This is a genomic window from Pseudomonas sp. RIT288, from assembly GCF_000631985.1.
Lineage (GTDB): Bacteria > Pseudomonadota > Gammaproteobacteria > Pseudomonadales > Pseudomonadaceae > Aquipseudomonas.
Map to the genome: position 1 here is coordinate 696500 of NZ_JFYN01000001.1, position 23705 is coordinate 720204.

Here is a 23705-nt window from a genome sequence, read left to right on the forward strand (position 1 = left end):
TCTCATAAAAAGAAAAAGGCTTGCCGCAGCAAGCCTTTGAAGAGGGGCATCAAGCGTTCTGGCGATGCAGCTTTTCCAGTTTCTTCTTGATCCGGTCGCGTTTGAGCGTGGACAGGTAATCGACGAACAACTTGCCGTTGAGGTGGTCGCATTCGTGCTGGATGCACACCGCGAGCAGGCCTTCGGCGATCAGTTCGTAAGGCTGGCCGTCGCGGTCCAGGGCCTTGATTTTGACTTTCTGCGGGCGGTCGACGTTTTCGTAGAAACCCGGCACCGAGAGGCAGCCTTCCTGATACTGATCCATCTCGTCGGTCAGCGATTCGAACTCGGGGTTGATGAACACCCGGGGTTCGGTGCGGTCTTCGGAAAGGTCCATCACGACGATACGTTTGTGCACGTTGACCTGGGTCGCGGCGAGGCCGATGCCCGGCGCCTCATACATTGTTTCAAACATGTCATCGACCAACTGACGCACTTCGTCGTCCACTACAGCCACTGGCTTGGCGATAGTACGCAGACGCGGGTCCGGGAATTCGAGGATGTTTAAAATGGCCATAGGCTGATTGCTGCACGTATTGAGTAAAGTCGGGTCGATGGCCTGGCAGGTCCGAAGATGCAGGCTACCGTTGTGAAGCGTAGCTAATGCAATTTGCAGTAGCGAGCCACGGGGGCTCTGACGGTTCACGCGAACGCACATGATAAAGGGATTCGCTGCATGAGGAAAACACTACTCGCCCTGCTGCTTCTGGCTTCGGCCGCTGCTGCGCAAGGGCAAGTGCAACTCAGGGATGGTTTTCCACAGCAATACACGGTGGTTTCGGGAGACACCCTCTGGGACATTTCCGGCAAATACCTGCGCGAGCCCTGGCAATGGCCACAGTTGTGGCGGGCCAATCCGCAAGTTGAAAACCCCAACCTGATCTACCCGGGCGACACGCTGACGCTCCGTTACGTCAACGGCCAGCCGCAGCTGACCCTCAATCGCGGCGAGTCGCGGGGCACCATCAAGCTGTCGCCACGCATCCGCACCAGTCCGGTGGCCGAGGCAATTCCGAGCATTCCGCTGAAATCGATCAACAGTTTCCTGCTGAGCAACCGCATCGTCGACAAGGTCGAGGACTTCGACAAGGCGCCGTACATCGTCGCCGGCGACGCGGAGCGCGTGCTCAGCGGCACGGGCGACCGGATCTTCGCCCGTGGCCACTTCGACCCCAATCAACCGGTGTACGGCATCTTCCGCCAAGGCAAGGTTTACACCGATCCGCAGACCAAGGAGTTCCTCGGGATCAACGCCGACGATATCGGTGGCGGTGAAATCGTCGCCACCGAGGGTGACGTCGCCACCCTCGCCCTGCAACGCACCACCCAGGAAGTACGTCTGGGCGACCGCCTGTTCAGTGGCGAGGAGCGCTCGATCAATTCGACGTTCATGCCCAGCGCCCCGAGCACCAACATCAATGGCCTGATCATCGACGTGCCGCGCGGCGTCACGCAGATCGGTGTGATGGACGTGGTCACCTTGAACAAGGGCAAGCGCGACGGCCTGGCTGAAGGCAATGTGCTGGTGGTGATGAAAACCGGGGAGACCGTGCGCGACCGGATCACCGGCCAGCCGCTGAAAATTCCTGACGAACGGGCCGGTCTGCTGATGGTGTTCCGCACCTACGACAAGCTCAGTTACGGCCTCGTACTCAACGCATCGCGCTCGTTGGCGGTGCTCGACAAGGTGCGAAATCCTTAGCAGGCTTAACAAGTTACCAACAGAGTTATCCACAGCTTGTTCCGAATGGTTCGGGACTTATAACGATCAAGGATGATCCACGATGCTGTCTGCCTGTACGCCGGTTTCCCCTGCGGAACTGGAAGCGCGTTTGCGCCTGCACCGCTTGCCGGAAATCGGCCCGAAACGTTTTGCCAAACTGCTTGAAGCCTTCGGCTCGGCGTCAAAAGCCATCAGTGCGCCGGCCAGTGCCTGGCGTGCGCTGGGTTTGCCGGCTGCATCGGCCGAGGCTCGGCGCAGCCCCGAAGTACGCGATGGCGCCAGCCATGCATTGCGCTGGCTAGAGCAGCCCGGCCAGCATCTATTGATGTTGGACCAGGCGGATTATCCGGCGCTGCTGGCGCAGATCCCTGACCCACCACCGCTGTTGTTCGTCGCTGGCGATCCGCTGATTCTGGAAAAACCGCAACTGGCGATGGTCGGCAGTCGCAGTGCTTCACGTCCGGGAATGGACACCGCCACAGCGTTTTCCCGCAGCCTCGCGGGGGCCGGTTTCGTCATCACCAGTGGCCTGGCGCTGGGTATCGATGCGGCTGCCCATCAAGCGGCGCTGGACGTCGGCGGGCAAACCGTCGGCGTACTCGGCACTGGCCTTGAAAAGTTTTATCCACAGCGCAATCGCCGACTGGCCGACGCGATGATTGCCTCGGGCAGCGCGGTGCTTTCAGAGTTTCCACTGGACGCCGGTCCGACGGCGAGCAACTTCCCCAGGCGCAACCGGATCATCAGCGGTTTGTCCCTCGGTGTGCTGGTGGTCGAGGCGAGTGTCGCCAGCGGTTCGCTGATCACCGCCCGGCTGGCAGCGGAACAGGGCCGTGAGGTGTATGCGATCCCCGGCTCGATCCATCACCCCGGCGCACGCGGCTGCCATCAGTTGATCCGCGACGGTGCGGTGCTGGTGGAAACCATCGAACACATTCTTGAAGCCCTGCGCGGCTGGCAGCATTTGCCGTTAGCCACAGACACGCCGGATGCCGGGCATCCCTTGCTTGATCTGTTGCATGCTGCACCGCACACCAGCGAAGCCTTGGTCGACAGCAGCGGCTGGGCGTTGCCCAAAGTCCTCGCGGCGCTCACCGAGCTGGAAATGGACGGCCGCGCAGTGTGTGAAAACGGTCGCTGGCTGGCGAGGACACGCTAGGTTTTACAGGGAAGATCGGTAAACTGCGCAAAACCTGTTTTCGGAGAGTTTTTTCATGGTCAACAGTTGGCGTGTGCAACAAGCCGCACGAGAGATTCGCGCCGGGGCGGTGATTGCCTATCCAACCGAAGCCGTCTGGGGGCTGGGTTGCGACCCGTGGAACGAAGAGGCAGTGGATCGGCTGCTGGCGATCAAGAACCGTTCGGTGGACAAGGGCCTGATCCTGGTCGCCGACAACATCCGCCAGTTCGACTTCCTGTTCGAAGACTTCCCGCAAGAGTGGATCGACCGCATGGCCAGCACCTGGCCGGGGCCGAACACATGGCTGGTGCCGCATCAGAACCTGTTGCCGGAGTGGGTGACGGGCGTGCATGACACGGTGGCGCTGCGGGTCAGCGATCACCCGCAGGTGCGGGATCTGTGCTCGATGGTCGGACCTCTGATCTCGACCTCGGCCAACCCGCAAGGGCGTCCGGCGGCGCGCACGCGGTTGCGCGTCGAGCAGTATTTCCGTGGGCAGATCGACCTGATCCTTGGCGGGCAACTGGGTGGTCGCAAGAACCCCAGCGTGATCCGTGATCTGGCGACCGGCAAGGTCATTCGCCCCGACTGATCCTGCGTCGAAAACCTTTACCGTGAGTCTTCCTCGCCTTGATGGCGAGGAAGACTACGCGTGCCTGCGATTTATCCTGCAATGACGCCAATATCTGTGTCGGAAAAGTCGTCAAGTCCCCGGATTCATTGGCTTTTCCCACTTGATTATCAGACTTTCTGGCGTGGCGGAATCGGCAAAAGCAACCATCCTTTCCTTGCACTCGAAACACTTCGATAAGTTAAGGTCTGCGGAGAAAGAATGGACACTACTAATTTGCAACTCACGGATTACCTGCAGGCGCTTCAGGTGACGTTAAAGAGTCACCTTGAGGGTTGTCGCATCGTGATGCTTGAAGCAGGGGCGGATACTCAGGAGTTCGACCGGTTTGTCGATCGGCAATTTCGGCTTCGGCTGCAGCATTACATGCTGACTTCACGGGCGCGGATGCTCGAAACCAAGCTGGCGATAAATTCGCGCAGTACGCACTTTCTGCTGTACCGGCACGATCAACTGTTGGCGGTATTGAGGGCGACTCCGGCGCCGTTCGAGTGGGTATCGCTGGCGCAGCAACATGTTTCTCCCACGGTGGCGCTGTCGCGCCACGTCGAATTCAGCCGCTTGATTTCGTACATGCCCAATCAACTGCCTATCGCGGTCAACGGTCTGCTGGCGGCCGCTACCGAGTGGGCCATTAAACGCGGCTACAAGGGGGTGACCGCGTTGTGCAGATCGCAACAGCTGCGCTTCTACCAGCGTTTCGGCCTGATGCCGATCGCCTCCAATGCCCTGCATATCGAACAGCGCGCACGCGGTGATTACTGGGTGTTGTCAGCCGAGTGGCGGCAAATCCTCGCGGCGGTTCAACAGCCTGATCAGGCGGTTGGCCAATGGGTGCAAAAACCCTTGGAGTGTCCTCTGCCGAGCTGCTGAACGCGCTCGAACTGACTTGCCAGCAGGGGGGCGCAACCCTGACTGGCAAAACGCCGAGGGGTGATCAGGGCTGCAGGACGGTCGAGCCGGTGGTGCGCCGCGCCGACAATTCGGTCTGCGCCTTCGCTGCATCCGCCAGTGGATAACGCTGGCTGATGTCCACCTTGAGCTTGCCGCTGATGATCATCTCGAACAGCTCGTCGGCCATACGCTGCAGGTTCTCGGCGTTGTTGGCGTAGGTCGCCAGCGTCGGGCGGGTCACGTACAGCGAGCCCTTGGCCGAAAGAATCCCCAGATTCACCCCGTCCACCGCACCGGAGGCATTGCCGAAACTCACCACCAGCCCACGCGGCGAAACGCTGTCGAGCGAGGTCAGCCAGGTGTCCTTGCCGACGCCGTCATACACCACCGGGACTTTCTTGCCATCGGTCAGCTCCAGCACCCGCTGTGCCACGTTTTCGTGGCTGTAATCGATGGTTGCCCAGGCGCCGTTGGCCTTGGCCAGTTCGGCTTTCTCCTTCGAGCTGACCGTGCCGATCAGCTTGACGCCCAGTGCCTTGGCCCATTGGCAGGCCAGCGAACCGACACCCCCGGCAGCGGCGTGGAACAGAATGGTTTCGCCACCCTTGAGTTCATAGGTCTGGCGCAGCAGGTACTGCACGGTGAGGCCCTTGAGCATGACCCCGGCTGCGGTCTCGAAGCTGATTTCGTCCGGCAGTTTCACCAGATTGGCTTCGGGCAGGGTGTGCAACTGGCTGTAGGCGCCCAACGGGCCGCTGCCATATGCCACGCGATCACCGACCTTGAACCGGGTGACGTCGCTGCCCACCGCATCGACGATGCCGGCGCCTTCAGCGCCGAGGCCGGACGGCAAGGCTGGCGGGGCATACAGACCGCTGCGGAAATAGGTGTCGATGAAGTTCAGGCCGATCGCCATGTTCGCCACCCGCACCTGATTCGGGCCGGGCGCAGCGGGTTCATAATCAACAAACTCGAGCACTTCGGGACCGCCGTGGGTGCGGAACTGGATACGCTTTGCCATCTGCCTGCTCTCCTTGGGGCTTTTGTAAGCCCCCTATCCAACTCCCATGCTTGATCTTCGTCAACTGCGGTGCGCGCGCCTGCGGTGTTATGCTACGCGCCCATTTGCGTCGCCCCCTGCCTGCGGGGCGCCCGCGTAGTTATGCCCGATTCAAGGTGAAGCCATGACGACCCGCACCGACGCCGTAAAGGCCTATCTGCTCGACTTGCAAGACCGCATCTGCGCCGCGCTGGAAACCGAGGACGGTGGCACGCGCTTCGTCGAAGACGCCTGGACCCGGCCTGCCGGTGGTGGCGGTCGTACCCGCGTGATCGAAAACGGTACGGTGATCGAAAAGGGCGGCGTCAACTTTTCCCACGTGTTCGGCAGCGGGCTGCCGCCGTCGGCCAGCGCCCATCGTCCGGAACTGGCCGGTCGCGGTTTTGAAGCCCTCGGCGTGTCACTGGTGATTCACCCGCACAACCCGCATGTGCCGACGTCCCACGCCAACGTGCGCTTTTTTATCGCCGAGAAGGAAGGTGAAGAGCCGGTCTGGTGGTTCGGCGGCGGCTTCGACCTGACCCCGTATTACGGCAATGAAGAAGACTGCATCCACTGGCACCGCGTCGCCGAGCAGGCCTGCGCGCCGTTCGGTGCGGACGTCTATCCGCGTTACAAGGCTTGGTGCGACACCTACTTCCACATCAAGCATCGCCACGAACCGCGTGGCATCGGCGGCCTGTTTTTCGATGACCTGAACGAGTGGGACTTCGACACCAGTTTCGCCTTCATGCGCGCCATTGGTGATGCCTACATCGACGCTTACCTGCCCATCGTGCAGCGCCGCAAGAACGATGTATTCACTGCGAAACAGCGTGAATTCCAGGAATTCCGCCGTGGCCGCTACGTCGAGTTCAACCTGGTCTACGACCGTGGCACTCTGTTCGGCCTGCAATCGGGCGGGCGTACCGAGTCGATCCTCATGTCGTTGCCGCCGCAAGTGCGCTGGGCCTATGACTTCAAGGCCGAACCCGGCAGCGAAGAAGCGCGCCTGACCGACTACTTCCTGCAAGACCGCGACTGGCTGGCCCAGGCCTGAGGACTGCTGATGGATCGTTATGTCGTTTTCGGTAACCCGATCGGCCACAGCAAGTCGCCGATGATTCATAAACTGTTCGCCGAGCAGACCGGCCAGCGCCTCGACTACAGCACCCTGCTGGCGCCGCTCGACGACTTCAGCGCCTGCGCCACGGCATTTTTCCAGGACGGTCACGGCGCCAACGTCACCGTGCCGTTCAAGGAAGAAGCCTTTCGCCTGGCGAACAGCCTGACCGCTCGCGCGCAACGGGCTGGTGCGGTGAACACCTTGAGCAAACTGGCTGACGGTTCGCTGCTGGGCGACAACACCGATGGCGCCGGACTGGTGCGCGACCTGACGGTGAATGCCGGGTTCAGCCTGACCGGCAAACGCATTCTGCTGCTCGGTGCTGGCGGCGCAGTGCGTGGCGCGCTGGAGCCATTGCTGGCGGAAAAACCGGCATCGGTGATTATTGCCAACCGCACGGTGGACAAGGCCGAGCTGCTGGCAGAGTTGTTCTGTGATCTGGGGCCGGTGTCGGCCAGTGGTTTCGACTGGTTGCAGGAGCCGGTGGACGTGATCATCAACGCCACCTCCGCCAGCCTCACCGGCGAAGTGCCGCCGATAGCGCCGAGCCTGATCGAGCCGGGTCAGACCCTGTGCTACGACATGATGTACGGCAAGGAGCCGACCGCGTTCTGCCGGTGGGCCAGCGAGCATGGCGCGGCGGTGTCGATGGACGGTTTGGGGATGTTGGCCGAACAGGCGGCCGAGGCGTTTTTCCTGTGGCGCGGGGTGCGTCCGGATACGGCGCCGGTTCTGGCCGAACTGCGACGCCAACTGGCGCAGTAACAGAGCCTTTGTGGCGAGGGAGCTTGCTCCCGCTCGGGTGCGAAGCGCCCGCAATCGGGTTTGGGCTGCTGCGCAGCCAGCGGGAGCAAGCTCCCTCGCCACAGAGGTCTGGAAGTGGCAGCAGGTCAGTCCTCAAACCGGATCGGACACTTTTCCGGCCCTTCCAGCTTTCTCAACTCCTCGACCACCTGCGGCCGCGCCCGGCGCAGGGTCAGGCTGCGATCCTGACGCAGCAGGCGCCGCGCCTCCTGATGCAGCATTTCCACCCCCGAGTAGTCGATGAAGTTGATCTGCTGCGCCTCGATCACTACCCGCGTACCGTGCAACCGTTGCAGGCGCACTTGCAGGTAATGGCTGGCGCCGAAGAAGATCGAGCCGCCGACCCGCAGCACGTCCTCCTCGCCGTCGCGCCAGTGCTGCACCCGCGGTTGCGAGGTGCGCTTGAGGTAGAAGAACAGCGATGCCAGCACCCCGGCATAAATCGCCGTCTGCAATTCCAGGAGCAGCGTGGCGAGGCAGGTCAGCGCCATGACCACGAACTCGGCGCGGCTGACCCGCAGCAACGAGCGTATCCCGCGATGATCCACCAGCCCCCAGGCGATCAGCAGAATGCTCCCGGCCATCGCCGGAATGGGGATGTGTGAAATCAGCCCGGCGCCAAAAATTGCGAACAGTGCGACCCAGATCGCCGAAAACACCCCGGCCAGCGGCGAACAGGCACCCGCCTCGTAACTCAGGCCTGAGCGGGTGAACGAACCCGCGGAAAGCGATCCGGAAAAGAACGCCCCGACGATATTCGACAAACCCTGCGCACGGACTTCCTGGTTGGCGTCGAGCAACTGTTGCGAACGTGCAGCAATCGAACGGGCAATCGACAGGCTGGTGACCAGTCCGAGCATGCCCACCGCCACGGCGCTCGGCAGCAAGCGCAGAATCAGATCCAGATCCAGCGGCAATGCACTGAACGGCGGCAGGCGCCCGACAAAGGCGCTGACCAGATGCACGTGGCCGAACATCGACGGCCATAACCACACCACCGCGCTGCCCAGCACCAGGGTTATCAACAGGGTCGGCCAGCGCGGCAGTAGGTGTCTGAGCACGAAACCGACCAGCACCGTGGCCACACCCAAAACCAGTGAAGGTTTATCCACAGCCCGCAAATGTTGTAGCAGATCCATCAGGCTGGCCAGTGCCGTGGCTTTCGCCGGCAGATCCAGCCCCAGCAGATTCGGCAACTGGCCGATGGCAATCACCACCGCCGCGCCGAGGGTGAAGCCGAGCACCACCGAATGCGAGACGAAATTCACCAGTGCGCCGAAGCGCAGCAGGCCGAGCAGCCACTGGAAAACCCCCGCCAGAAAGCTCAGCAGCAGGATCAGCGTGATGTAGTCCTGGGATGCCGGCACGGCCAAGGGACTGACGCTGGCGTAGAGCACAATCGAAATTGCTGCAGTCGGGCCGCAGATCAAGTGCCACGACGAACCCCACAGGCAGGCGATCAGCACCGGGATGATCGCCGCATACAGGCCGTATTCCGGTGGCAGGCCGGCGATCAGCGCGTAGGCGATCGATTGCGGCAACGCGAGAATGGCACCGCTCAGGCCAACGACCAGATCCCGGCCGACGCTGGCGCGGGTTTGCCGGGGTAGCCAGGTCAGGAAGGGGAAAAGTGAATGGCGACTGGGCAGGGCCATGGGTCCTCGCGGTGTGTGGGTTTATGCAAGGTTATCAGGACGCGCCAATCACTGTGGCGAGGGAGCGTGCTCCCGCTCGGCTGCGAAGCAGTCGCAAACCAGACCGTTCAGTTTGTCTGCGAAAACCCAGTCAGCCCGATCGGGAGCGCTTCGCACTCCAGCGGGAGCAAGCTCCCTCGCCACAAGAATGCGTTAGAGCTTGGCCTTCACCGCAGGCAACGCATCCTTGCCATCCACGGTCTTCACCCCCTCCAGCCACTTGTCCAGCACCGCCGGATTGGCCTTGATCCATGCCTTCACCGCATCGGCATTGCTGACTTTCTTGTTCACCACCTCAGCCATGATGCTGTTCTCCATGTCCTGGGTGAACGCCAGGTTGGTCAGCAACTTGCCGACATTCGGGCAGGCTTCGGCATAACCTTTGCGCGTCAAGGTGTAGACGCTGCCGGTGTCGCCGAAATACTTCTCGCCGCCCTTGAGGTAATGCATCTTCAACTGCACGTTCATCGGGTGCGGGGTCCAGCCGAGGAAGGTGACGAATTTCTGTTTCTTCACCGCCCGCGAGACTTCGGCGAGCATCGCCTGTTCGCTGGATTCGATCAGCTTCCACTGGCCGAGGTCGAAGTCGTTCTTCTTGATGATTTCCTGCAACGAAATGTTCGCGGGCGCACCGGAACCGATGCCGTAGATCTTCTTTTCGAACTTGTCGGCGTATTTGTTCAGGTCGGCAAAGTTATGCACACCGGCGTCCCACACATAATCCGGGACTGCCAGGGTGAACTCGGTGCCGTCGAGGTTCTTCGCCAGTTGCGTGACGTCACCGGTGGCGACGAACTTGTCGTAGAAGCCCTGCTGCGCCGGCATCCAGTTGCCGAGGAACACATCCACCTGACCGTCCTTCAAACCACCGTACGTGATCGGCACCGCGAGGGTGTCGACCTTGGCCTTGTAGCCCATGCCTTCCAGCAGAAACCCGGTGATGGCGTTGGTCGCGGCGATGTCGCTCCAGCCCGGGTCAGCCATTTTCACCGTTTCGCAGCTTTGCTCGGCAAATGCCGTGGCACTGCCCAGAGCCAGCAGGCCAATCGTCAGTGCTGTGGATAACTTGCGCATGGACTTCCCCTTACATTATTGGTTTTGGCAGGGTTGTGGATAACGGGCCTTGCGTTCCAGATCGTCGAGGTCGATGTGGTTGCGCATGTACTGCTGACTGGCGTCCACCAGCGGCTGGTGGTCCCAGCTCTTCAGCTTGCCGATGGTCAGGGCATCGGCGACAAAACGCCGGCGGCGCTGGCTGGCGAGCACCTGGCGGTGAATCGCCGGGATGTCCCACTTGGCCCGCGCTTCGGCGAGAAAATCGTCGAACAGCTGGCGATGTTGCTGCGAATGGCTGAGTTCTTCGAGCTCACGCGGATCGTTATGCACATCGAAGAGTAGGCACGGGTCGCTTTCACTGTAGATAAATTTGTATGCGCCGCGCCGGATCATCATCAGCGGGCTGACCGTGCCTTCGGCCATGTATTCGCCGAACACTTCGTCATGCCCGCCCTGCCCTTGCAGATGCGCCAGCAGCGAGCGGCCATCCAGCGGCAGGCCCGGTTCCAGCGTGCCGCCGGCCAGTTCGACGAAGGTCGGCAACAGGTCGGCGGTGGACACCGCGGCGCTGACCCGGCCGGCAGCGAACTGCCCCGGCGCGCTGATCAGCAGCGGCACCCGCGCCGCCATCTCGAACCAGTGCATTTTGTACCAGAGGCCTTTCTCGCCAAGCATGTCGCCATGGTCGCCGGAGAAGACGATGATGGTGTCATCGATCAGCCCAGTATCTTCGAGGGTTTGCAGGAGTTTGCCGACGTTGGCGTCGATATAGCTGCACGCGCCGAAGTACGCACGCCGTGCATCGCGAATCTTGGCCGCGGGCAATGGCTTGTCCCACAGGTCGTAGACCTTGAGCAGGCGCTGCGAGTGCGGATCGAGGGAATGTTGATCCGGGGTTGTCGGCAACGGGATATCACCGTCGTCGTACAAATCCCAGAACGCCTTGGGAATCGTGTACGGGTCGTGTGGATGTGTCATCGACACGGTCAGGCAGAACGGCTGGTCGCCGTCCTCGCGAATGTGGTCGAACAGGTATTGCTGGGCCTTGAATACCACCTCTTCATCGAAGTCGAGCTGGTTGGTGCGCACGCACGGACCCGCCTGCAGCACCGACGACATATTGTGATACCAGCTCGGGCGTACATCCGGCTCGTCCCAGTTCACTGCCCAGCCGTAGTCGGCCGGGTAGATGTCGCTGGTCAGGCGTTCTTCATAGCCGTGCAATTGATCCGGGCCGCAGAAGTGCATCTTGCCCGAGAGTGCGGTGCGGTAGCCGAGGCGGCGCAGATAGTGGGCGTAGGTCGGGATGTCGGCGGGAAAATCGGCGGCGTTATCGTAAGCGCCGATCCTGCTCGGCAACTGACCGCTGACCAGGGTGAAGCGCGACGGTGCACACAACGGGCTGTTGCAGTAAGCAGCATCGAACACCACGCCTTGGGCGGCGAGACGCGAAAGATTCGGCAGTTTGATCGGCGACGGGCCGTAGATCGGCAACATTGGCGCGGCCATTTGATCGGCCATGATGAAAAGAATGTTCTTGCGCTTCATGTGATCGCGGCATTCCATAGTGAATATTTATGCGACATTGCTGCGATCGAGCATGGAGCCCATGCCCTGTCCGGTAAAGCCCGCTGCGGACAATGACTAGGATAAGCACAGCTTATGTATGAAGCTCTCGGCAATCTGTCCCTCGACCTGTTGCGCGCCTTCGAAGCGGCTGCACGCCATCGCAGTTTTACCGCTGCGGCGGTGGAGCTGGGCACCACGCAGCCTGCAATCAGCCAGCAGATCAAGCGCCTGGAGGAGCAACTGGGCGTGCGATTGTTTGACCGGATCTATCGCGGCATCGAACTGACCGAGGGCGGCGCGATCCTGTTCGAGCAGGTTCAGCTCGGTTTGCAGCATATCGACGCAGGCCTTAGCGCGATCAGCACACAACAGCAACACGAAGTTTTGCAGGTCGCCACTGATTTCGCCTTCGCCGCCTACTGGCTGATGCCGCGCCTGCACCGCTTCCACGAAGCCAACCCGAACGTCGATGTCAGCCTGGTCACCAGCGAGCGCAATCACAACATGCTGCGAACCGACATTGATGTCGCGATCTTGTTTGGCGACGGGCGTTTCAAACAGGGCGAAAGCCATTGGCTGTTCAGCGAGGAAGTGTTTCCGGTGTGCAGTCCGCAATTGCTCAAGGAGCGCGCCCTGCCCTTGCCCGCCCAGGCGTTGCTGGAGTTGCCGCTGCTGCACCTGCGCGGGGAAAACAGCAGTAACTGGTTTGACTGGAGTGGGCTGTTTCGCGAACTGGGCATCAGCACCCCGCCAGCACCGGGCCAATTGCGTTTCGACAATTACACCCTGCTGATTCAAGCGGCGATTGGCGGCCAGGGTGTCGCGATCGGCTGGCGCCACCTTGTGGATAACTTGCTGACCCAGGGTTTGCTCTGTCGACCGATCGCCGAGACTACGCTGTCGCGCCTCGGTTATTACGTGGAACTGCCGCAGCGCAAACGCCGAGGCGCGTTGATTCAGCAGTTTGTCGACTGGTTGATGGCCGAGCAGGCGAGCAGCGCCGAATCCCTGACGGGAATGGCGCTGCCTTCGATTGCGGTTTGAAGAGCAAAAGATCGCAGCCTGCGGCAGCTCCTACAGCTGAAACTCGATCCCCTGCAGGAGTTGCCGCAGACTGCGATCTTTTTACGTATCTGACGTCGCCACAAAATTTACATGCTGCCCCACATGCAGATTCAACCGCAGCTCATCAGCAATCCCCACCGCCACCCGGTTCAGCCGTTCCAGCGGCTCCGCCAGCCCCGGCTCCAGATTGCCGCCGACCTGGCTGAAATGCTCGATGGTCAGTCCGGCCACGCCGTGAGGCGCATTCACCAGCGTCCATTGCAATGGGCTGCTTTGCAGGGCTTCGCGGATTTCTTCGGCGGCGTGGCGTTGCAGTGGATCCCCCAGATCCGGCTCGTCGAGCACCGCAAAATCTCCCACCAGAAACAGCCGTGAAACATTGGCTGCCTGCAGGCCGTCGACCAACGCATCGACCGCCAGCACTTGTTCCACCGGCCCAAGCACCACGGACCTTTCCACATGGTCGCTGTTGAACGGCAAGCCCGGTGCGTCCAGCAGACAGATCACCGCCGAGCTGCCCGCTACGCTTTGCTTGACCCGCTCGGCATCGAACAGATCGCCGCTTTTGGTGCGCAGCCCGGGACGTGGCGCGAGTACGTTCAAATCGTCGAGAATCGCGATGACTTCGTGCTGCCGGCGCAGCAATTCAGCCATCAACGCACCGCCGAGGCTGGCCATGGCACCATAGAGCACCACTTTCACCGTCGGGGTTTCGGCATTTTTCATGGCTGATTCCTTTTTCTTGTCCCTTGTATGGCGTGTGACATGCAGCCTGCGCCGAGGGTTCGAACCGATTCAGAGGCTTTCAGATGCAAGCAATCATTGGCTATCACGCCCACGTCTATTTCGACGCTGACACCATCGATCAGGCGCGGACTTTTTGTGAACAGGCCGCGCAGTTGTTTCCTCTGAAGATGGGGCGCGTCCATGAGCGCCCGGTCGGCCCGCACCCGGACTGGAGCTGCCAGTTGGCTTTCGGCCCGGAGCTGCTCGGTGAGGTGCTGCCGTGGCTGGCGCTCAATCGCAAGGGGCTGGTGGTGTTCCTGCACCCGGACACCGGCGATGACTTGCTCGATCACACCGAGCACGCGATCTGGATGGGCGCGATGCGGCCATTGGATCTGTCTGTTTTTTAATCAGAGCGTTTCTTGCGGCTCGCCCGGCAGATGCTCGTCCAGATGCAGCCAGGGCAATTGGCTGTCCGTCCAGATATGCCGCTCGGCCGGTGCCAACCCCGGGTGATCCAGCGTGGCGATGGTCACATCAATGCTCTTGGGGCTGAGCAATGTCACCAGCGCCAGCTGCGCGCCACAACGCGGACAGAAGTATCGCGCGCAACTGCTCGACGAGTCGTAGCGCGAAGGCGTCCCGGCCAGCCACTGGAAGCTGGCCGCCGGAACCGTGATCCACGTGGTGACGATCCCGCCGCTGACCTTGCGGCAGATCGAGCAGTGGCAGTGGGCAATGTCCTGCAACGCTCCGCTTAACTGATAGCGGATATGTCCGCAGTGGCAGCCACCGCTGTGCACTTCTTCCATGTCTCTGCCCTCCCGTCCCCGAAATGATTGACTCTAGCCGCATCCGACAGCCGGTTGGCCATTCGCCTGAAGCTTTCGTCAGCGAAAGGTAGCTGAAAGGTTGCCCGATTAGGATCGCCGCCACTACCGGCAACAGACCGGTTGGCCAACGCGTGTGATCGCTCGCACGTCAGGCCCAATTAACAACAACAATGGTGATTCTGATGTCCTCTGTAACCCGCCCTCTCGCTGAAACTCCGCCCGTACGTCTCGTGCTTCCCGTTCTGCGCTGATCCCTTCCGATCCGCTCACTCAACTAGCCGCGCTACGCCTGGAGTATTCCCATGCTGACTTTCCTTGGCTTCGCCATGGTCATCACGTTCATGTTCCTGATCATGACCAAGCGCCTGTCTGCGCTGATCGCCCTGATCATCATCCCGATCCTGTTCGCCCTGTTCGGTGGTTTCGCGCCGAAGATCGGCCCGATGATGCTCGAAGGTATTACCAAGCTTGCGCCGACCGGCGTGATGCTGATGTTCGCCATTCTGTACTTCGCCCTGATGATCGACTCCGGCCTGTTCGACCCGGCCGTGCGCAAGATCCTCAAACTGGTCAAGGGCGACCCGTTGAAAGTTTCGGTCGGTACCGCCGTGCTGGCGCTCGTCGTTTCCCTTGATGGTGACGGCGCGACCACTTACATGATCTGCGTGGCCGCCATGCTGCCGCTGTACAGCCGCATCGGCATGAGCCCGCGGATCATGGCCGGTCTGATCATCCTCGCCGGCGGCGTGATGAACATGACCCCGTGGGGCGGCCCGACTGCCCGTGCCGCCAGTGCGCTGCATGTCGACCCGTCGGACATCTTCGTGCCGATGATCCCGGCGATGGCCGCCGGTGTGGTGGCGATCCTGATCATTGCCTACTTCTACGGCAAACGTGAGCGTGCGCGTCTGGGCGAGCTGCACCTGATCGGCGACGAAATCGATCACAGCGAAATCAGCGTCTCGCAGTTCCCCGATGCACGCCGTCCGAAGCTGATCTGGTTCAACGGCCTGCTGACCCTGGCGCTGATGTGCACCCTGATCGCCGGCCTGCTGCCGCTGCCGGTGCTGTTCATGGTGGCGTTCAGTATCGCGATGATCGTCAACTACCCGTGCCTGCAAATGCAGAAGGACCGCGTTGCGGCCCACGCCGGCAGCGTGCTGTCGGTGGTCAGTCTGATTTTCGCTGCGGGTATCTTCACCGGTATCCTGTCCGGAACCGGCATGGTCGACGCCATGTCGAAAAGTCTGCTGGCAGTGATTCCGGACTTCCTCGGCCCGTACCTGGCGGTGATCACGGCGCTGGTGAGCATGCCGTTCACGTTCTTCATGTCGAACGACGCGTTCTATTACGGCGTGTTGCCGGTGCTCTCCGAAGCGGCCAGCCATTACGGCATCACCGCGGTGGAAATGGCCCGTGCCTCGATCGTCGGTCAGCCCGTCCACTTGCTCAGCCCGCTGGTGCCGTCGACGTACCTGCTGGTGGCGCTGGCCGGTATCGAGTTCGGTGACCACCAGCGTTTCACTCTGAAGTGGGCAGTGCTGGTCTGCCTGTGCATACTGGTGGCCGCCTTGCTGCTGGGGACTTTCCCGCTGTTCAGCACGTTGTAACGGCATTCACTCACCATGACGCCAGCTGCTTGCTGGCGTTCTGGTTTAACACTCGCTCAAAGGAATACACATGGATTGGCTGACCAACCCCGAAATCTGGGTTGCCTTCTTTACCCTGACTGCCCTGGAAATCGTTCTGGGCATCGATAACATCATCATGATTTCGATCCTGGTCAGCCGCATGCCCAAGCACATGCAGCAGCGCACGCGGATCTTCGGCCTGGGTCTGGCGATGATCACGCGGATCCTGTTGCTGCTGTCGATCACCTGGGTCATGCGCCTCACCGCTGACCTGTTCGTGGTGTTCGGCCAAGGCATCTCCGGTCGCGACCTGATCCTGTTCTTCGGTGGCCTGTTCCTGCTGTGGAAGAGCTCGCAGGAGATGTACCACGCGCTCGAAGGCGAAGACGAAACAGGCGACGAGCCTTCGGGCAAGGGCGGCAACTTCCTCTACACCATCATCCAGATCGCGATCATCGACATCGTGTTCTCGCTGGACTCGGTGATCACCGCCGTCGGCATGGTCTCCCATGTGCCGGTGATGGTCGCGGCAATCGTCGTCGCCGTACTGGTGATGATGGCGGCCTCGGGCAAGATCAGCGAGTTCATCGACAAGCACCCGTCGCTGAAGATGCTGGCGCTGTCGTTCCTGCTGGTGGTCGGTACCGTACTGATCGCCGAGTCGTTCGACGTGCATGTGCCGAAAGGCTACGTCTATTTCGCCATGGCGTTCTCGCTGGCGGTTGAGGCGATCAACATCAAACTGCGCGGCGCGATGGCCAGGAAGAAGCAGCAGCAAGATCCGGTGAAACTGCGCAAGGACGTGCCGGGGCAGTAACCCGGTAGTCCTGAATCACGCAACACCCCTGTGGGAGCGAGCCTGCTCGCGAAGACGGAGTGTCAGTCGACAACAATGTTGGCTGATCCGCCGCTTTCGCGAGCAGGCTCGCTCCCACAGTTGTTTAGGGCTGCTGAACAATCCGGGGCAGCCGCAATACCTGTAGGAGTGAGCCTGCTCGCGATCGCCGGTCCGTCAGTCGGCAACGATGTTGAAGCTGATGGCCCTATCGCGAGCAGGCTCGCTCCTACAGGGGATCATGTTGATTTCAGATGAGGTGGATGACCCTGGTTTCATGACACTTTTGTTTCAATCCGCACTTTAGCTGTGCAATGCTGGCGCCCAGTCCGTTAGCCAACTACAGCTTAAGTATCAAAAACGTAGAAACCGCGCGGTACCGTCAACTTGCCCCTTTGGGGCGCTGCTACTACAGGGGGTCTGCATGCTCACCCTGCTCAATTTGCTTTCTGCCGTGGCCCTGCTGATCTGGGGCACGCACATCGTCCGAACCGGCATCCTGCGGGTGTACGGCACCAATCTGCGCCATGTGATCGGCCAGAACATGTCCAGGCGCTGGCTCGCGTTCGTCGCCGGTATCGTCGTGACCGCGATGGTGCAGAGCAGCAACGCCACGGCCATGCTCGTCACCTCCTTCGTCGGTCAGGGCCTGATGGCGCTGACCCCGGCGCTGGCGACCATGCTTGGCGCCGACGTCGGTACCGCGCTGATGGCGCGGGTGCTGACCTTTGACCTGTCGTGGCTGTCGCCGCTGCTGATTTTTCTCGGGGTGATTTTCTTTCTCTCGCGCAAACAGACGCGGCTCGGGCAAATGGGCCGGGTCAGCATCGGTCTGGGGCTGATCATTCTCGCGCTGCAACTGATTGTCGAGGCCGCAGCGCCGATCACCCACGCTCAGGGTGTGAAGGTGATCTTTGCTTCGCTGACCGGCGACATCCTCCTCGACGCCTTGGTCGGCGCGCTGTTCGCGATGATTTCCTACTCCAGCCTCGCCGCCGTGCTGCTCACGGCAACGCTGGCCGGCGCGGCGGTGATCAGCCTGCCGGTGGCGATCGGTCTGGTGATCGGCGCCAACATCGGCAGCGGCGTGCTGGCGTTCATGAGCACCAGCATGCAGAACGCCGCCGGGCGGCAAGTGGCGCTGGGCAGTCTGTTGTACAAACTGATCGGCCTGCTGCTGATCATCCCGGTGCTCGATCCGCTGGTGCACTGGATGGACGGCCTGGATTTCAGCCCGCAGGAAATGGTCATCGGTTTCCACTTGCTCTACAACACCGCGCGTTGCCTGATTCTGCTGCCCAGCGTCGCGCCGATGGCACGCCTGTGTGCCTGGCTGCTGCCGGAGCGACCGGAGGTCAACGGCACCGCCAAGCCGCGGCATCTCGATGCGACAGCGCTGGTCACCCCGAGCCTGGCGCTGGCCAACTCGGCCCGCGAGACCTTGCGCATGGGCGACCTGATCGACAACATGCTCGACGCGATGCTCGATGTGCTGCGCGGCAAGCAGACCGCCATCACCCAGGAAATGCGCCGCCTGACCGATGACGTCGAAGCGCTGTACAGCGCGATCAAACTGTATCTGGCGCAAATGCCCCGTGAGGATCTCGGCGAGCAGGACAGTCGGCGCTGGGCTGAGACCATCGAGCTGGCGATCAACCTGAAGCTGGCCAGCGACCTGATCGAACGCATGCTGCGCAAAGTGCAGCAGCAGAAAACTTCGCAGCGTCGCTCCTTTTCCGAAGAAGGTCTGGAGGATCTGGCCGGTCTGCATCAGCAACTGATCGCCAACCTGCGCCTGGGCCTGTCAGTGTTCCTCAGCGGTGACAAGGAAAGCGCCCGTCAGCTGTTGCGCGAGAAACGTCGCTTTCGCGCGCAGGAACGGCGTCTGGCCCATGCCCATGTCAGCCGTTTGCAACGTAAGATCGTGCAGAGTCTGGAAACCAGTTCGCTGCATCTGGAGCTGATTGCGGATATGAAGCGCTTGAATTCGCTGTTTTGCAGCAGTGCTTACGTGGTGCTGGAAACGGCGGATACCGGGGCGCTGGAGGCGGATGATATTGCCGACATTACGCATTCGCCTTGAACGTCTGCGGCTGGGCTTAGTCAGTAACATTGATTCAGCCGCAAGATATTCGCGAGCAGGCTCGCTCCCACAGGGAATGAATTTCAAGGTGGGAGCGAGCCTGCTCGCGAAAGCGGCCTGAATAGCGACACGGATCTCCAAATCAGCCGTACGGAAGCCTGTTATGCGTTGCCTGTTGTTCGCCTGTCTGTTGCTTGGCTCTCTGCCCGCCTTCGCCGTTGATCGCTTTCAGGTCGAAGGCTACGCGTTGCCCAATGGTTTGCAGCTGTTGCTCAAGCCCGGCACCGAGCGCGGGCATGTGGCGATTCGTCTGGTGGTCGGCGTCGGTCTCGACGATTTCGACTGCGATGAAAAAGAGCTGCCGCACCTGCTCGAACACCTGCTGTTCAGTGGTGTCGATGCCACCGGCGAAGGCGGCCTCGAGGAGCGCATGCAGGCGCTGGGTGGCGAGTGGAACGCGTTCACCAGCAACGCCGACACCACGTTCGTCATCGAAGCCCCGGCGAAGAACCAGCGCAAGGTTCTCGACCTGTTACTCGACCTGCTGACCCAGACCCGCATCGACGACAACGCGATCAACGCCGCGAAACGTGTGGTCGAGCGCGAAGACGGCGGCCATTACACGCGCCTGCAACGCTTTCTCGACCGTCAGGATCTGGGCCACACCGCGAGCAATCAACTGGCCGTGGAGTTGGGCCTGAAATGCCCGCAACGGGCCGAGGTCGGTCATCTGACCCAGAAGCAACTGGAGAAGGTGCGCAAGACCTGGTACGCGCCGAACAACATGACCCTGATCGTCGTCGGCGAGCTCGACAAACTGCTGCCGGCCTATCTGGAACGCACCTGGGGCACGCTCGAAGCGGTGGATCCTGCCCAGCACCGTGAGCTGCCGGACATCCGCACCAGCGCCGCCCATGAACGCACCCTCACCCGCAGCTTCATCGGCGACAGCGCCAAGTTGCACTGGCTGGTGCCGGAGCCGATGCTCGACGATCAGTACGACGAGACCTTCGACATCCTCAAGGACTACCTCGACTGGGCGCTGTACCGGCAGATCCGCCTCAACCATGGCTTGTCCTACGGGCCGTGGGCCGAACGTGAAGTGTTTGGCGGAGTCGGTTTCATGAGTCTCAATGCCGACGTCGATCGCGATGACATCGACGAAGCCCGGCAAGTGCTGGAAGACCTCAAGGCCGACCTGCTGAAAAACGGCCTCGACCCGGACACCTTCGCCCGAATCAAACAAGCCGCCATCGCCCACCAGGCCTGGGCCGTGCAGGGCAACAGCGCGATGGCCGACTATTACTGGAGCGCGCTGGGCGACTACGAGGACGGGCGCTTTGCCAACCCAGCCCGCGAGCTGCAAGGCGTGACCCTGGAAACGGCGAACAAGGCCATGCGCGAGTTGTTGTTGCAGCCGGGGTATCTGCGGATCGAGAAACCGTTGCTCAGTGATGATCAGGTGTTGTGGCTGATTGCCGGTGGTCTCGGGGTTCTGCTGTTGATCTTGATCGGCTGGCGTCTGCATCACCGCCGAAAACCCGCCGAACACTGACCCTGTGGGAGCGAGCCTGCTCGCGAAGGCGTCGTGTCAGTTGATGCAATGTTGTATGACCCACCGCATTCGCGAGCAGGCTCGCTCCCACAGGGGGCTGCGTGATTTTACTGACCGGGAGCCTCGCCACCTCGCCCGGCGGGCGGTACTCTGTCGAGGTTTTTTCCTATTCAGTCGTGAACCGCCACCATGCAGAAAATCCCCCTCCTGATCCAGCGCATTCTCGAACTGATGAAGCGCTATCCCGGGGTCATTGCGCTTGGCGGTTTCATCTCCGGGGTCGGCAGCTTCATTCTGGTCGATCGTCAGCAGGGGCTGGCGAGCTGGATCACCGTCATCATGCTGCTCAGCTGGATCTGGCTGATGCTGGAAAACACCCTGACCGGGCTGTTCACGCGCATCTTCAAGCGGGAAATTCCCCAGCCGCTGCTGCGTTACGCGACGCAGATGATCCATCAGGAGAGCCTGTTTTTCGTCCTGCCGTTCTTCTTCATCACCACCACCTGGAACAGCGGCCAACTGATCTTCACCGGCCTGCTGTGCATCGCCGCGCTGATCTCGATTGTCGACCCGCTCTATTACAAATGGCTGGCGCCGCGGCGCTGGGCGTTTCTCGCGTTGCACACCCTGACCCTGTTCGCCGCCCTGCTCACTGCGCTGCCGGTGATCATGCACCTGACCACCGCGCAGAGTTTCAAATGGGCGCTGGGCACGGCGGTGGTGCTGTCGTTCCCGAGTCTGGCGTCGATCTTCCCGATCCGCACCGTGCGCAACGCGCTGGCCATTCTGTGCATCACCTTCGGCATCGGCGCGGTCGGCTGGACCCTGCGCTCGTGGGTGCCGCCGGCGACGCTGTGGATGACCGACGTGGCGATCAGCACTCAGTTGCAGGATCGCACCCCCGGCGCCAGCCTCGACGAGGTCAGCGCCGAGCAGATCCGCAACGGCGGTCTCTACGCCTACACCGCGATCAATGCGCCGCGCGGGCTGGATGAGCGGATCTACCATGTGTGGCAGTTCGACGGCAAAGAGGTCGACCGCATCGCCCTCGATATCCATGGCGGGCGCAAGGAAGGCTACCGGGCGTGGACGCACAAGCAGAACTTCCCCGGCAACCCGGCAGGCAAGTGGCAGGTGCGGGTGCTGACTGAAGACGGTCAGGTGATCGGCGTACTGCGTTTCGAAGTGAAGGACAGCACAGCGATCAAAGAAAAGTAATCCGGTTCGTGCTATTACGTTAGTTCGCTTAATAGCCGAACAAGCACGGAGCTTATGATCAGCAGCTCAATGAGCGGTAATGCCCAGTTGGACACGTCAATCAGCCCTGCCCGCCTGCGGGTTTCCGGGGACTGGACGCTTGCCCATTACGCCGACCTCAAGCACCTGACCGACAAACTTACCGGCCAGTACGACGCCAATACCGTGGTCGACCTCAACAGCCTCGGTGCGCTCGACACCGCGGGCGCTTCGTTGCTGGTGGAACTGCTCGGTTCCGAGCGCCTCGGCAAATCCGCCGAACACCCCGACTGCACGATTTCCCAGGCTGATCGCGCGCTGCTGCAAACGGTGTATCGCTCGCTGAGCGACTTCTGTGTGCCGGTCAAGGAGCCGGAAGTCAGCGTCAGCGTGCAACTGCTGACCCGCATCGGGCGCGCCGTGGAAACGGTCTGGCAGGACACCCTGCAAGTGCTGGGTTTCATTGGCCTGATCCTCGAAACCATCGCCCGCAGCCTGTTTCGCCCCAAGCGCTGGCGCATCACCCCCGTCGTCGCCCACATTGAACAGACCGGCCTCGACGCCGCGCCCATCGTGGCGCTGCTGACCTTTCTGGTCGGCGCGGTGGTGGCGTTTCTCGGCGCGACGGTGCTGGCCAGTTTCGGCGCGACGATCTTTACCGTGGACCTGGTGGGCTTCTCCTTCCTGCGTGAGTTCGGGGTGTTGCTCACGGCGATCCTGATGGCCGGCCGCACCGCCAGTGCTTTCACCGCGCAGATCGGTTCGATGAAGGCCAACGAAGAGATCGACGCGATCCGCACCCTCGGCCTCGATCCGATGGAGCTGCTGGTGGTGCCGCGGGTATTGGCGATGCTGGTGGCGCTGCCGATGCTGACGTTTCTGGCGATGCTCTGCGGGATCATCGGCGGCGGCGTGGTGTGCGCGGTGTCGCTGGGCATTTCGCCGGCGATGTTCCTCTCGCTGCTGCAGAGCGACATCGGCATCCAGCACTTTCTGGTCGGCCTGGTGAAAGCGCCGGTCTTTGCTTTCCTGATCGCGACCATCGGTTGCCTGGAAGGCTTCAAGGTCAGCGGCAGCGCCGAATCGGTCGGTGCGCACACCACGTCAGCCGTGGTGCAGTCGATTTTCGTGGTGATCGTGCTTGATGCGGTGGCTGCGCTGTTCTTCATGGAGATGGGCTGGTGAGTCGTCTACCCCGCGCGCCCTCGGAGGCGGTGATCGAAGTCCGTGGTCTGTGCAATCGCTTTGGCAGCCAGAGCGTGCACGAGAATCTTGATCTGGATTTGTACAAAGGCGAAATCCTCGCCGTGGTCGGCGGCTCCGGCAGCGGTAAATCGGTGCTGCTGCGCAGCATTGTCGGGCTGCGCCGGCCCAGCGAAGGTAACGTGAAAGTCTTCGGCCAAAACCTGCCAAGCCTGTCGGAGCATGAGCGTTCGCTGGTCGAGCGGCGCTTTGGTGTGTTGTTCCAGAAAGGCGCGCTGTTCTCCTCGCTGACGGTGACCGAAAACGTCGCCCTGCCGCTGATCGAACACGCCGGCCTGAGCCGCAACGACGCCGAGCACCTGGCGGCGGTGAAGCTGGCGCTGGCCGGGCTGCCGCTGTCGGCGGCGGACAAATACCCGGCGTCGCTGTCCGGCGGCATGATCAAGCGCGCTGCGCTGGCCCGGGCCCTGGCGCTGGATCCGGACATCCTGTTTCTCGACGAACCCACCGCCGGCCTCGATCCGATTGGCGCGGCGCAGTTCGATCAACTGATCCTGACCTTGCGCGATGCGCTGGGCCTGAGCGTGTTTCTGGTGACCCACGACCTCGACACGCTCTACACCATCACCGACCGTGTGGCGGTGCTGGCGCAGAAGAAGGTGCTGGTCGCCGGCCCGATCGACGTGGTCTCGGAAACCGACGACGCGTGGATTCACGAATACTTCCACGGCCCGCGTGGCCGCTCGGCGCTGGACGCCGCCAAACTGCTCAACGAGGTCTGAC

Annotated in this window: 22 protein-coding genes; 15 read left to right on the forward strand and 7 right to left on the reverse strand. The window is 61.6% G+C overall.

Annotated features, from left to right (window positions below; all coding sequences use genetic code 11):
- Positions 1-49: 49 nt before the first annotated feature.
- Positions 50-556 (reverse strand): peptide deformylase, encoded by a 507-nt coding sequence (gene def / locus BW33_RS03115; RefSeq protein ID WP_027610272.1) that lies wholly within the window; start codon positions 554-556, stop codon positions 50-52.
- A 159-nt stretch (positions 557-715) separates the two neighbouring features.
- On the opposite strand from def, the gene BW33_RS03120 reads away from it, so the two are divergent.
- From BW33_RS03120 to BW33_RS03135, 4 genes are all read left to right on the forward strand, one after another.
- Positions 716-1741, forward strand: a complete 1026-nt coding sequence (locus BW33_RS03120) for a LysM peptidoglycan-binding domain-containing protein (protein ID WP_047597000.1) — start codon at positions 716-718, stop codon at positions 1739-1741.
- Between the two features lie 82 nt (positions 1742-1823).
- Entirely contained in the window at positions 1824-2921 is a 1098-nt protein-coding gene (gene dprA / locus BW33_RS03125) for a DNA-processing protein DprA (protein WP_047597001.1), read from the forward strand.
- Between the two features lie 55 nt (positions 2922-2976).
- Entirely contained in the window at positions 2977-3534 is a 558-nt protein-coding gene (locus tag BW33_RS03130; protein ID WP_007962683.1) for an L-threonylcarbamoyladenylate synthase, read from the forward strand.
- Positions 3535-3774: 240 nt separating this feature from the next.
- A complete protein-coding gene (locus BW33_RS03135) occupies positions 3775-4446 on the forward strand; it encodes a hypothetical protein (protein WP_047597002.1) in 672 nt (223 codons plus the stop codon).
- A gap of 64 nt (positions 4447-4510) precedes the next feature.
- Here BW33_RS03135 and BW33_RS03140 read toward each other — a convergent pair whose 3' ends face one another.
- Positions 4511-5488: a quinone oxidoreductase family protein gene (locus BW33_RS03140; protein ID WP_047597003.1), complete on the reverse strand. Its 978-nt coding sequence runs from the start codon at positions 5486-5488 to the stop codon at positions 4511-4513.
- Between the two features lie 163 nt (positions 5489-5651).
- Between BW33_RS03140 and hemF the strand changes: the two genes are divergently transcribed.
- Positions 5652-6566 carry an oxygen-dependent coproporphyrinogen oxidase gene (gene hemF, locus BW33_RS03145; protein WP_047597005.1) on the forward strand — a complete coding sequence of 305 codons (915 nt, stop codon included), beginning with the start codon at positions 5652-5654 and terminating at the stop codon, positions 6564-6566.
- A 9-nt stretch (positions 6567-6575) separates the two neighbouring features.
- Entirely contained in the window at positions 6576-7397 is an 822-nt protein-coding gene (aroE, locus tag BW33_RS03150; RefSeq protein ID WP_047597006.1) for a shikimate dehydrogenase, read from the forward strand.
- Between the two features lie 125 nt (positions 7398-7522).
- Here aroE and BW33_RS03155 read toward each other — a convergent pair whose 3' ends face one another.
- The 3 genes from BW33_RS03155 to betC form a co-directional block, all read right to left on the reverse strand.
- A complete protein-coding gene (locus tag BW33_RS03155; RefSeq protein WP_047597007.1) occupies positions 7523-9091 on the reverse strand; it encodes a SulP family inorganic anion transporter in 1569 nt (522 codons plus the stop codon).
- Positions 9092-9283: 192 nt separating this feature from the next.
- A complete protein-coding gene (choX, locus tag BW33_RS03160; protein ID WP_047597008.1) occupies positions 9284-10204 on the reverse strand; it encodes a choline ABC transporter substrate-binding protein in 921 nt (306 codons plus the stop codon).
- A gap of 15 nt (positions 10205-10219) precedes the next feature.
- Positions 10220-11734, reverse strand: a complete 1515-nt coding sequence (betC, locus tag BW33_RS03165; RefSeq protein WP_047597009.1) for a choline-sulfatase — start codon at positions 11732-11734, stop codon at positions 10220-10222.
- 114 nt (positions 11735-11848) lie between these two features.
- Between betC and BW33_RS03170 the strand changes: the two genes are divergently transcribed.
- Complete coding sequence (locus BW33_RS03170) at positions 11849-12799, forward strand: choline sulfate utilization transcriptional regulator (protein ID WP_047597011.1); 951 nt, start codon at positions 11849-11851, stop codon at positions 12797-12799.
- An 81-nt stretch (positions 12800-12880) separates the two neighbouring features.
- Here the strand turns inward: BW33_RS03170 and BW33_RS03175 are convergent, their stop codons facing one another.
- Positions 12881-13546, reverse strand: coding sequence for an NAD(P)-dependent oxidoreductase (locus BW33_RS03175; RefSeq protein WP_047597012.1), 666 nt, complete (start codon positions 13544-13546; stop codon positions 12881-12883).
- Between the two features lie 83 nt (positions 13547-13629).
- Between BW33_RS03175 and BW33_RS03180 the strand changes: the two genes are divergently transcribed.
- A complete protein-coding gene (locus BW33_RS03180) occupies positions 13630-13956 on the forward strand; it encodes a DOPA 4,5-dioxygenase family protein (RefSeq protein ID WP_047597013.1) in 327 nt (108 codons plus the stop codon).
- Here the strand turns inward: BW33_RS03180 and BW33_RS03185 are convergent, their stop codons facing one another.
- Positions 13957-14358, reverse strand: coding sequence for a GFA family protein (locus tag BW33_RS03185; protein WP_047597014.1), 402 nt, complete (start codon positions 14356-14358; stop codon positions 13957-13959).
- 323 nt (positions 14359-14681) lie between these two features.
- On the opposite strand from BW33_RS03185, the gene BW33_RS03190 reads away from it, so the two are divergent.
- The 7 genes from BW33_RS03190 to BW33_RS03220 all read left to right on the forward strand — a co-directional run bounded on the left by BW33_RS03190 (position 14682) and on the right by BW33_RS03220 (position 23704).
- Positions 14682-15989, forward strand: a complete 1308-nt coding sequence (locus tag BW33_RS03190) for a CitMHS family transporter (protein ID WP_007954069.1) — start codon at positions 14682-14684, stop codon at positions 15987-15989.
- 70 nt (positions 15990-16059) lie between these two features.
- A complete protein-coding gene (locus BW33_RS03195; RefSeq protein ID WP_003220266.1) occupies positions 16060-16827 on the forward strand; it encodes a TerC family protein in 768 nt (255 codons plus the stop codon).
- Between the two features lie 442 nt (positions 16828-17269).
- Positions 17270-18928, forward strand: a complete 1659-nt coding sequence (locus tag BW33_RS03200; protein WP_047597015.1) for a Na/Pi cotransporter family protein — start codon at positions 17270-17272, stop codon at positions 18926-18928.
- A 163-nt stretch (positions 18929-19091) separates the two neighbouring features.
- Positions 19092-20483, forward strand: coding sequence for a M16 family metallopeptidase (locus tag BW33_RS03205; protein ID WP_047597017.1), 1392 nt, complete (start codon positions 19092-19094; stop codon positions 20481-20483).
- Positions 20484-20672: 189 nt separating this feature from the next.
- Positions 20673-21701, forward strand: coding sequence for a DUF5924 family protein (locus tag BW33_RS03210; RefSeq protein ID WP_047597018.1), 1029 nt, complete (start codon positions 20673-20675; stop codon positions 21699-21701).
- 54 nt (positions 21702-21755) lie between these two features.
- Positions 21756-22904 (forward strand): ABC transporter permease, encoded by a 1149-nt coding sequence (locus BW33_RS03215; protein WP_047597019.1) that lies wholly within the window; start codon positions 21756-21758, stop codon positions 22902-22904.
- Positions 22901-23704 carry an ABC transporter ATP-binding protein gene (locus BW33_RS03220; protein WP_041073657.1) on the forward strand — a complete coding sequence of 268 codons (804 nt, stop codon included), beginning with the start codon at positions 22901-22903 and terminating at the stop codon, positions 23702-23704. The genes BW33_RS03215 and BW33_RS03220 overlap by 4 nt, the downstream gene beginning before the upstream one ends.
- Position 23705: the final 1 nt, after the last annotated feature.

Coding starts and splice junctions, on each gene's coding strand:
- def (WP_027610272.1), bottom strand. CDS start 556: ATGGCCATTTTAAACATCCTCGAATTCCCGGACCCGCGTCTGCGTACT.
- BW33_RS03120 (WP_047597000.1), top strand. CDS start 716: ATGAGGAAAACACTACTCGCCCTGCTGCTTCTGGCTTCGGCCGCTGCT.
- dprA (WP_047597001.1), top strand. CDS start 1,824: ATGCTGTCTGCCTGTACGCCGGTTTCCCCTGCGGAACTGGAAGCGCGT.
- BW33_RS03130 (WP_007962683.1), top strand. CDS start 2,977: ATGGTCAACAGTTGGCGTGTGCAACAAGCCGCACGAGAGATTCGCGCC.
- BW33_RS03135 (WP_047597002.1), top strand. CDS start 3,775: ATGGACACTACTAATTTGCAACTCACGGATTACCTGCAGGCGCTTCAG.
- BW33_RS03140 (WP_047597003.1), bottom strand. CDS start 5,488: ATGGCAAAGCGTATCCAGTTCCGCACCCACGGCGGTCCCGAAGTGCTC.
- hemF (WP_047597005.1), top strand. CDS start 5,652: ATGACGACCCGCACCGACGCCGTAAAGGCCTATCTGCTCGACTTGCAA.
- aroE (WP_047597006.1), top strand. CDS start 6,576: ATGGATCGTTATGTCGTTTTCGGTAACCCGATCGGCCACAGCAAGTCG.
- BW33_RS03155 (WP_047597007.1), bottom strand. CDS start 9,091: ATGGCCCTGCCCAGTCGCCATTCACTTTTCCCCTTCCTGACCTGGCTA.
- choX (WP_047597008.1), bottom strand. CDS start 10,204: ATGCGCAAGTTATCCACAGCACTGACGATTGGCCTGCTGGCTCTGGGC.
- betC (WP_047597009.1), bottom strand. CDS start 11,734: ATGAAGCGCAAGAACATTCTTTTCATCATGGCCGATCAAATGGCCGCG.
- BW33_RS03170 (WP_047597011.1), top strand. CDS start 11,849: ATGTATGAAGCTCTCGGCAATCTGTCCCTCGACCTGTTGCGCGCCTTC.
- BW33_RS03175 (WP_047597012.1), bottom strand. CDS start 13,546: ATGAAAAATGCCGAAACCCCGACGGTGAAAGTGGTGCTCTATGGTGCC.
- BW33_RS03180 (WP_047597013.1), top strand. CDS start 13,630: ATGCAAGCAATCATTGGCTATCACGCCCACGTCTATTTCGACGCTGAC.
- BW33_RS03185 (WP_047597014.1), bottom strand. CDS start 14,358: ATGGAAGAAGTGCACAGCGGTGGCTGCCACTGCGGACATATCCGCTAT.
- BW33_RS03190 (WP_007954069.1), top strand. CDS start 14,682: ATGCTGACTTTCCTTGGCTTCGCCATGGTCATCACGTTCATGTTCCTG.
- BW33_RS03195 (WP_003220266.1), top strand. CDS start 16,060: ATGGATTGGCTGACCAACCCCGAAATCTGGGTTGCCTTCTTTACCCTG.
- BW33_RS03200 (WP_047597015.1), top strand. CDS start 17,270: ATGCTCACCCTGCTCAATTTGCTTTCTGCCGTGGCCCTGCTGATCTGG.
- BW33_RS03205 (WP_047597017.1), top strand. CDS start 19,092: ATGCGTTGCCTGTTGTTCGCCTGTCTGTTGCTTGGCTCTCTGCCCGCC.
- BW33_RS03210 (WP_047597018.1), top strand. CDS start 20,673: ATGCAGAAAATCCCCCTCCTGATCCAGCGCATTCTCGAACTGATGAAG.
- BW33_RS03215 (WP_047597019.1), top strand. CDS start 21,756: ATGATCAGCAGCTCAATGAGCGGTAATGCCCAGTTGGACACGTCAATC.